This window comes from Streptomyces sp. URMC 123 (assembly GCF_051386515.1).
Taxonomy (GTDB): Bacteria; Actinomycetota; Actinomycetes; order Streptomycetales; family Streptomycetaceae; genus Streptomyces.
On sequence record NZ_JBPQTV010000323.1, the window covers coordinates 1 to 7374 of the forward strand.

The 7374-nt window shown below is 72.5% G+C and carries 9 protein-coding genes; 6 read left to right on the top strand and 3 right to left on the bottom strand.

The features are described 5' to 3' along the window. The 3 genes from ACSNOD_RS26105 to ACSNOD_RS26115 form a co-directional block, all read right to left on the bottom strand. A partial coding sequence (locus tag ACSNOD_RS26105) for a thiamine pyrophosphate-binding protein (RefSeq protein WP_436769509.1) occupies positions 1 to 1000 on the bottom strand: 1000 nt, incomplete at its 3' end. 4 nt (positions 1001 to 1004) lie between these two features. Then, positions 1005 to 1940 carry a 2-hydroxy-3-oxopropionate reductase gene (locus tag ACSNOD_RS26110; protein WP_436769510.1) on the bottom strand — a complete coding sequence of 312 codons (936 nt, stop codon included), beginning with the start codon at positions 1938 to 1940 and terminating at the stop codon, positions 1005 to 1007. A 79-nt stretch (positions 1941 to 2019) separates the two neighbouring features. Beyond that, a complete protein-coding gene (locus tag ACSNOD_RS26115) occupies positions 2020 to 2883 on the bottom strand; it encodes a TIM barrel protein (protein WP_436769517.1) in 864 nt (287 codons plus the stop codon). 139 nt (positions 2884 to 3022) lie between these two features. Here ACSNOD_RS26115 and ACSNOD_RS26120 point away from each other — a divergent pair, with 139 nt between their 5' ends. The 6 genes from ACSNOD_RS26120 (at position 3023) to ACSNOD_RS26145 (ending at position 7162) form a co-directional block, all read left to right on the top strand. Then, positions 3023 to 3283 (top strand): hypothetical protein, encoded by a 261-nt coding sequence (locus ACSNOD_RS26120; protein WP_436769511.1) that lies wholly within the window; start codon positions 3023 to 3025, stop codon positions 3281 to 3283. After that, a complete protein-coding gene (locus ACSNOD_RS26125) occupies positions 3280 to 3660 on the top strand; it encodes a helix-turn-helix domain-containing protein (RefSeq protein ID WP_436769512.1) in 381 nt (126 codons plus the stop codon). The genes ACSNOD_RS26120 and ACSNOD_RS26125 overlap by 4 nt, the downstream gene beginning before the upstream one ends. A 140-nt stretch (positions 3661 to 3800) precedes the next feature. Further along, on the top strand, positions 3801 to 4406 hold the full coding sequence (gene uraD, locus ACSNOD_RS26130; RefSeq protein WP_436769513.1) for a 2-oxo-4-hydroxy-4-carboxy-5-ureidoimidazoline decarboxylase: 606 nt from the start codon (positions 3801 to 3803) through the stop codon (positions 4404 to 4406). Beyond that, positions 4403 to 4795 (top strand): hydroxyisourate hydrolase, encoded by a 393-nt coding sequence (gene uraH, locus ACSNOD_RS26135; protein ID WP_436769514.1) that lies wholly within the window; start codon positions 4403 to 4405, stop codon positions 4793 to 4795. The genes uraD and uraH overlap by 4 nt, the downstream gene beginning before the upstream one ends. A 7-nt stretch (positions 4796 to 4802) precedes the next feature. Beyond that, complete coding sequence (pucL, locus tag ACSNOD_RS26140) at positions 4803 to 5735, top strand: factor-independent urate hydroxylase (RefSeq protein ID WP_436769515.1); 933 nt, start codon at positions 4803 to 4805, stop codon at positions 5733 to 5735. Between the two features lie 50 nt (positions 5736 to 5785). Then, a complete protein-coding gene (locus tag ACSNOD_RS26145; protein WP_436769516.1) occupies positions 5786 to 7162 on the top strand; it encodes an 8-oxoguanine deaminase in 1377 nt (458 codons plus the stop codon). The last annotated feature ends 212 nt before the right edge of the window (positions 7163 to 7374 follow it).

Here is a 7374-nt window from a genome sequence, read left to right on the forward strand (position 1 = left end):
CCGCGTCGAGCAGCGCCCGCAGGAAGAGCCGGGCGTCGGAGACGACGCCCAGGTCCGGTTCGAAGACCTTGCCGAGCTGGGTGGGCTCGATGTCCACATGGATGAAGGTGCGCTCGCCCCGGTAGACATCGAGCTCACCGGTGTGCCGGTCGCCGAAGCGGGCACCGACGGCCAGCACCAGGTCCGCCTCCAGGAAGGAGGCGTTGGCGTACCGCTGGGAGGTCTGGATGCCGGTCGTGCCCAGGTTCAGCGGGTGGTCGTCCGGCAGCGCCCCCTTGCCCATCAGCGTGACCTGCACCGGGACCTGGAGGTACTCCGCGAGCTCGCGCAGCTCGGCGGACGCCTCCGCCAGGATCACCCCGCCGCCGGCCAGAATGATCGGCCGCTCGGCCGCCAGCAGCAGATCGAGGGCGGCTTCCACGCGCGGCGGGTGGGGCTCGACGGCCGTCACCGGCAGCGGCGCGTCCAGGGCCGCGTCATAGGTGATCAGCTGCTTCTGCACATCCAGCGGCAGATCGATCAGCACCGGCCCCGGCCGGCCCTCCCGGGCGATCCGGAACGCCTCGCGGAAGATCCACGGCGCCTGGCCGGCCTCCTTCACCTGGACCGCCCACTTGGTGACCGGCTCGGCGACCGCCACGATGTCCACCGCCTGGAACGCCTCTTGGTGGAGCTTGCTGGAGACCGCCTGACCCGTGACGCAGATGATCGGGATCGAGTCCGCGAGCGCGGTGTAGAGGCCGGTGATCATGTTGGTGCCGGCCGGCCCCGAGGTGCCGATGGCGACGCCGACCCCGCCGGTGGTCCGCGACCAGCCGTCGGCCATGTGGGTCGCGCCCTCCTCGTGGCGGACGATCAGGTGCTCGATCGTGCCGTTCTTCTCCAGCGCCTGGTACAGCGGGAGGATCGCGGCGCCGGGGCAGCCGAAGACGGTGTCCACGCCCTCCGAGGCGAGCACCTGGACGACCGCGTCCATCGCGGGGATTCTGCTGGGAGCCATGGCGTCAGCCCTCGACCTTCGTGTTCGTCGGCGGAACCTGCGCGTCCGCCGGCGCCGTACCGGACAGCCGCTCGACCGCGCGCAGCAGCGCCGAGTGGTCCAGCCCGCCGTCGCCCTGGGCGCGCAGGGAGGCGATCAGCTGGGCGACGACGGCCCCGGCCGGCAGCACCGCGCCCACGGCGCGGGCGGCGTCCGTGACGATGCCCATGTCCTTGTGGTGCAGATCGATCCGGAAGCCGGGCGCGAACTCCCGGCGGAGGAAGTTGTCCCGCTTGCGGGCCAGCACGGTGGAGCCCGCGAGGCCGCCGCCCAGCACGTCGAGCGCGGCGGCCAGGTCCACGCCGGACTTCTCCAGGAAGACCACGGCCTCGGCGCACGCCTGGAGGTTGACGGCGACGATGAGCTGGTTGGCCGCCTTGACCGTCTGGCCGGCGCCGTGCGGGCCGCAGTGGACGACGGTCCGGCCCAGCGCCTCGAAGAGGGGCCTGGCCCGGTCGAAGTCGGCCCGTTCGCCGCCGACCATGATGGACAGCACGGCCTCGACGGCCCCCGCCTCGCCACCCGAGACGGGGGCGTCCAGGACGGTGATGCCCTTGGCGGCCGCGGCCTCGGCGAGTTCGACGGAGGTCCGGGGGGTGATCGAGGACATGTCGATCAGCAGGGCGCCGGCGCGGGCGTTCTCCAGGATGCCGTCCTCGCCGTAGGCGACGGCCTCCACCTGGGGGGAGGCGGGCACCATGGTGACGATCACGTCGGCGTCGCGAACCGCCTCGGCGACGGAGGCGGCGGGCGTGCCGCCGGCGGCGGCGAGCCGGTCGAGCTTGTCCTGCTCCAGCGTGTATCCGGTGACCCGGTAGCCGGCCTTGATCAGGTTCTCGGCCATGGGGGACCCCATGATGCCGAGGCCGATCCAGGCGACGGAGGGGAGTGCGGTGGACATGCGGTCCTCTCGGTGAGTCGTGGGGGAGTCGTGGGGGTGCGACGCGGCCGCGGTGGTACGGGATCGGGGCGCGCGGGGGTTACGACGTCGGGGTGCGGCGGTCGGGGCCGCGCAGCCAGTCGAACGCGTCCCGGCTGGGCCCGTCCGGCTTGTACTCCAGGCCGACCCAGCCCTCGTACCCCGCCTTCTCCAGGCGGTTCAGCAGATCGGCGAGGGGCAGCGCCCCCGTGCCCGGCGCCCCGCGGCCGGGGTCGTCGGCGATCTGCACATGGCCGGTGCGGCCGGCGAAGCGGTCGATGACCTCGGGCAGGTCCTCGCCGTTGCGGGACAGGTGGTAGAGGTCCATCAGGAACGCGGCGTTGTTCAGCCCGCCGGCGGCGTTCACCCGGTCGGCGACCTCCACCGCCGCGGCCGCGCTCACCAGCGGATAGCGCGGTGACTCCGGCCGGTTGAGCGCCTCGATCAGCAGGGTGGCGCCCACCCGGTCGGCGGCCCGCGCCGCCGTCACCAGGTTCTCCAGGGCCAATTCGTCCTGCTCGCGCGGGTCGACGCCGTCGATCCGGCTGCCGTAGAGGGCGTTCAGGGCCCGGCAGCCCAGCGACCGGGCGAACTCCGCCGCCACGTCCACATTGGCGCGGAACCGGGCCGACTCCTCGCCCGGCACGGAGAGCGCGCCGCGGTCCGGCCCGGGGAGCCGGCCGGCGTAGAAGTTCAGCCCCACCAGGCGCGTGCCCGCGTCGTCGAGCGCGCGCCGCAGCGCGTCGAGTTCCGCCGGCGCGGGGTCGGGATCGTCCGGCCAGGGCCACCAGAGCTCGACCGCGTCGAAGCCGGCCGCGGCGGCGGCCGCGGGGCGCTCCAGCAGCGGGAGTTCGGTGAAGAGGATCGAGAGGTTCACATCGAAGCGCCGGTGCGACGCACCGATGCCGGTGCCGGTGCCGACCATCGCGGCTCCTTCCCTGGCTTCCATAATGCGGAAGTTGGTTTCTGCTGAATGGAAGCGTGCCCGCGGCGGCGACGGGCTGTCAAGGGCCCTCGCGGGCTCGGCTCCGCGCCGGCGGGGGCGGCGCAGTAGGTTGAGGGCCGTGAGATTGAGGGTTGAGTTCACGACCGAGCCGTTCGACCTCGACGAGGCCCCGCGGCACGCGCTGGTGGCCCGGGAGATCGTGTCCGGCGCCGGGTTGGACCACGTCGACGTCGGGCCGTTCGGCACCACCGCCGAGGGTGGCCGCGAGGCCGTGCTGGGGGCGGTGGACACGCTGTTGCGCGGCTGCCTCGAGGCGGGCGCCACCCGGGTGTCGCTCCAGGTCAACGTGGTGCCGCCGGCCGAGGGGCGCGACGCGTGACCGGCTTCGGGGACCACCCCTTCGTCCTCGCGGTGAAACCGCTGGTGGACGCCATGGGCGGCGAGCTGATCGCCCCCGAGCGGGCGCACCCCGACGACGTGGTGCTCAGCTGGGAGGGCCGCGAGGTGCTCGCCGTGCGGCTGCCGCACCTGTCGGACTCGCTGGACCACATCCTGGCGGACCTGGAGCGCCGGCACGGCCGGCCGCTGGCCGAGCTGGACCGCAAGGCCAAGCAGTCGATCGTGCGGACGCTGGAGGCCCGCGGGGCGTTCACCGTGCGGCACGGCGTGGAGACCGTGGCGGGCGCCCTGGGGGTCAGCCGCTTCACCGTCTACAACTATCTGAACAGGGAGAACGCCCCCAAGGGCGAGGACTGACCGCGCCGTGCGACCAGTCGCCGTCCGCGTTCCCGGGCGGCGGCTTCCGCCGTGCCGGAGTTTCAACAAAGTGTTGACGTGGTGGTGGCGAGGGCGTTAGCTATGCGCAGCCCGTCCAGCACGCAGCCTCGGAGGCTCCCGTGACCTCAGGACCGACGCCGGGCCTCGCCCGGTTCAACGCCTCGGACGAGGGCGCGGCACGCGCCGCACTGCGTGCGGTGTGCGCCAGTTCGGCGTGGGGCGGCGCGCTGCTCGCCGGGCGCCCGTACCCCGATCTCGAAGCGCTGCTCGCGGCGAGCGACGCCGCCGTGGCCCGGCTGACGGAGGCCGACCTCGCCGAGGCGATGGCCGGCCATCCGCCGATCGGCCGGCCCGAAGCCGGCGATCCGACCTCCGCCCGCGAGCAGAGCGGCATGGCCGGCGCCCCGGCGGAACTGAGGGCCGAGATGCTCGACCTCAACCTCGCCTACCAGGAGCGCTTCGGCCATGTCTTCCTCATCTGTGCCACCGGGCTGAGCGGGGAGCGGATGCGGGACGCGATCCGTAACCGGATCGACAACGCGCCGGAACAGGAACGCGAGATCGTCCGTGGGGAGCTCGGGAAGATCAACCGCATTCGGCTGAGCCGGCTGGCGGGAGATGAACCGGCGGCCGAGGGGGAACCCGTACCGGAACCGGAACCCGTACCGGAACCGGGAGCCGTACCGGAACCGGGAGTCGCGGAACAGGAAGGAGCCCGTCCATGACCGTGCGGACCCCCGCGTCGGTGTCCACCCACGTCCTCGACACCAGTGCCGGCCGCCCCGCCGAGGGCGTGGCCGTCGAGGTGTCCGTGCGCGGCACCGACGGCGGTTGGCACGGGCACGCCCGTGGCGTGACCGACGCGGACGGGCGGTGCAAGGACATTCCGGCGCTGCCGGAGGGTACGAGTCAGGCGCGCCTCGTCTTCGACACCGGGGCGTATCTCAACGCGAGGACCACGACAGCCGAGGAACAGCAGGACGCCCCCCGCGCAAGGGACAGCGGAGCATTCTTCCCGGAGGTGACGATCACCTTTGTCGTCGCCCCGGGGGAGCACTATCACGTGCCGCTGCTGCTCAACCCGTTCGGCTACTCCGTATACCGAGGGAGCTAGCACCGACATGACACCCCGCCCCGTCGTTCTCGGCCAGAATCAGTACGGCAAAGCGGAGAACCGCGTCGTCCGGATCACCCGGGACGGCGACACCCACCACATCAAGGACCTGAACGTCTCGGTCGCGCTCTCCGGCGACATGGACGAGGTCCACACCTCCGGCAGCAACGCGAACGTCCTGCCGACCGACACCACCAAGAACACCGTCTTCGCCTTCGCCAAGGAACACGGCATCTCCTCGGCCGAGCAGTTCGGCATTCATCTGGCCCGCCATTTCGTCACCGGGCAGGAGCCGATCCGGCGGGCCCGGATCAGGATCGAGGAATACGCCTGGGACCGGATCGAGGCGTCCGAGGCGAACTCCCGCTTCATCGGCGCCGAGGACGTCCGGCACTCCTTCGTCCGCAGCGGGCGGGAGACCCGCACCACGGAGGTCACCTTCGACGGCGAGCGCTGGCAGGTGATATCCGGGCTCAAGGACCTCACCGTGCTGAACTCCACCAACTCGGAGTTCTGGGGGTACGTCAAGGACAAGTACACGACCCTCAAAGAGGCCTACGACCGCATTCTCGCCACCGATGTGCACGCCCGCTGGCGCTATTCCTGGAGCGACGACGCCGCCCGCATGCCCAACTGGGACACCTCGTACGCCCAGGCCCGCCAGCACCTGCTGCACGCCTTCGCCGAGACGTACTCCCTCTCGCTCCAGCAGACGCTCTACCAAATGGGCGCGCGGGTCATCAACAGCCGTTCGGAGATCGACGAGATCCGGCTCTCGCTCCCGAACAAGCACCATTTCCTGGTCGATCTCGAACCCTTCGGCCTGAAGAACGACAACGAGGTCTATTTCGCGGCCGACCGCCCCTACGGCCTGATCGAGGCCACCATCCTGCGGGACGGCGCCGAGGCCCACATCCCCGTCGATCTGACGCATACGTGACCGGGCCCCGGCCCACGCCCCCCACCGCACAACCGATTGAGGAACCTTTCATGCCGGTCTCCCGCATCGTCATCGAGAACTGCGCCATCGCGACCGTGGACGCGCAGGACACCGAGTACGCCGACGGGCATGTCGTCGTCGCCGGCAACCGCATCGAGTCGGTGGGCGCCGGCCGGGCCCCGGAGCGCCTGGAGAACGTCGTACGGCGCGTCGACGGCACCGGCCATCTGCTCACCCCCGGCCTGGTCAACACCCATCACCACTTCTACCAGTGGCTCACCCGCGGCCTGGCCCAGGACCACAACCTGTTCGACTGGCTGGTCGCGCTCTACCCCACCTGGGCCCGCATCGACGAGCCCATGGTCCACGCCGCCGCCCGCGGCTCGCTGGGGATGATGGTCCGCGGCGGGGTCACCACCGCCATGGACCACCACTACGTCTTCCCCCGGGGCGCCGGCGATCTGCTCGGCGCCGAGATCCTCGCCGCCCGGGAGCTGGGCGTCCGCTTCACCGCCGCCCGCGGCTCGATGGACCGCGGGAAGTCCGACGGCGGGCTGCCCCCGGACTTCGCCGTCGAGTCCACCGAGGACGCCCTCGCGGCCACCGAGGAGGCGATCGACACCCACCACGACCCCTCCTTCGACTCGATGCTGCGGATCGTGGTCGCGCCCTGCTCGCCGTTCTCGGTCTCCACCGAGCTGATGCGCCGGGCCGCGGAACTGGCCCGCCGCAAGGGGGTCCGGCTGCACACCCACGGCTCGGAGACGGTGGAGGAGGAGAAGTTCTGCCACGAGCTGTTCGGCATGGGCCCCACCGACTACTTCGAGTCCACCGGCTGGCTCGGCGAGGACGTCTGGATGGCGCACTGCGTCCATATGAACGACTCCGACATCGCCGCCTTCGCCCGCACCGGCACCGGCGTGGCCCACTGCCCCTCCTCCAACGCCCGGCTGGCCGCCGGCATCGCCCGGGTGCCCGATCTGCTCGCCGCGGGCGTTCCGGTCGGCCTCGGCGTCGACGGCACCGCCTCCAACGAGTCCGGCGAACTCCACACCGAGCTGCGCAACGCGCTGCTCGTCAACCGCCTCGGCGAGCACCGGGAGAAGGCGCTCACCGTGCGGCAGGCGCTGCGGCTGGGCACGTACGGCGGCGCCCGCGTCCTCGGCCGGGAGGCGGAGATCGGCTCCCTGGAGCCGGGCAAGCTCGCCGACCTGGTGCTGTGGCGGCTCGACGGGATCGGCCACTCCTCGATCGCCGACCCCGTCGCCGCCCTCGTCCTTGGCGCCGCCGCGCCGGTGACCCTCTCCCTGGTGAACGGCGCGCCCGTGGTGGAGCACGGCCGGCTGACCGGGGCGGACGAGGACGACATCGCGCGGGCCGCGCGCACGGAGGCCCGGCGCCTGGCGCGGATCGCCGCCGAGGACTGAGGCGCGCGCCCCGGCTTCGTACGCCCGGCCTCCGTACGGGCCGGCCCCGTACGGACCGAGCGCGCCCGCCCCGACGCGTACGGACGGCCCGCCCGCACGGGCCCCTACGGACCGGGCGCGCCGAAGGACCGCCGGTGGGGAGGGACGGCTTCCCACCGGTGGCTGCGGGCCCCGCCCGAGCGGGGCCCGCAGCGCCGCAGCCGGGGGGGGGG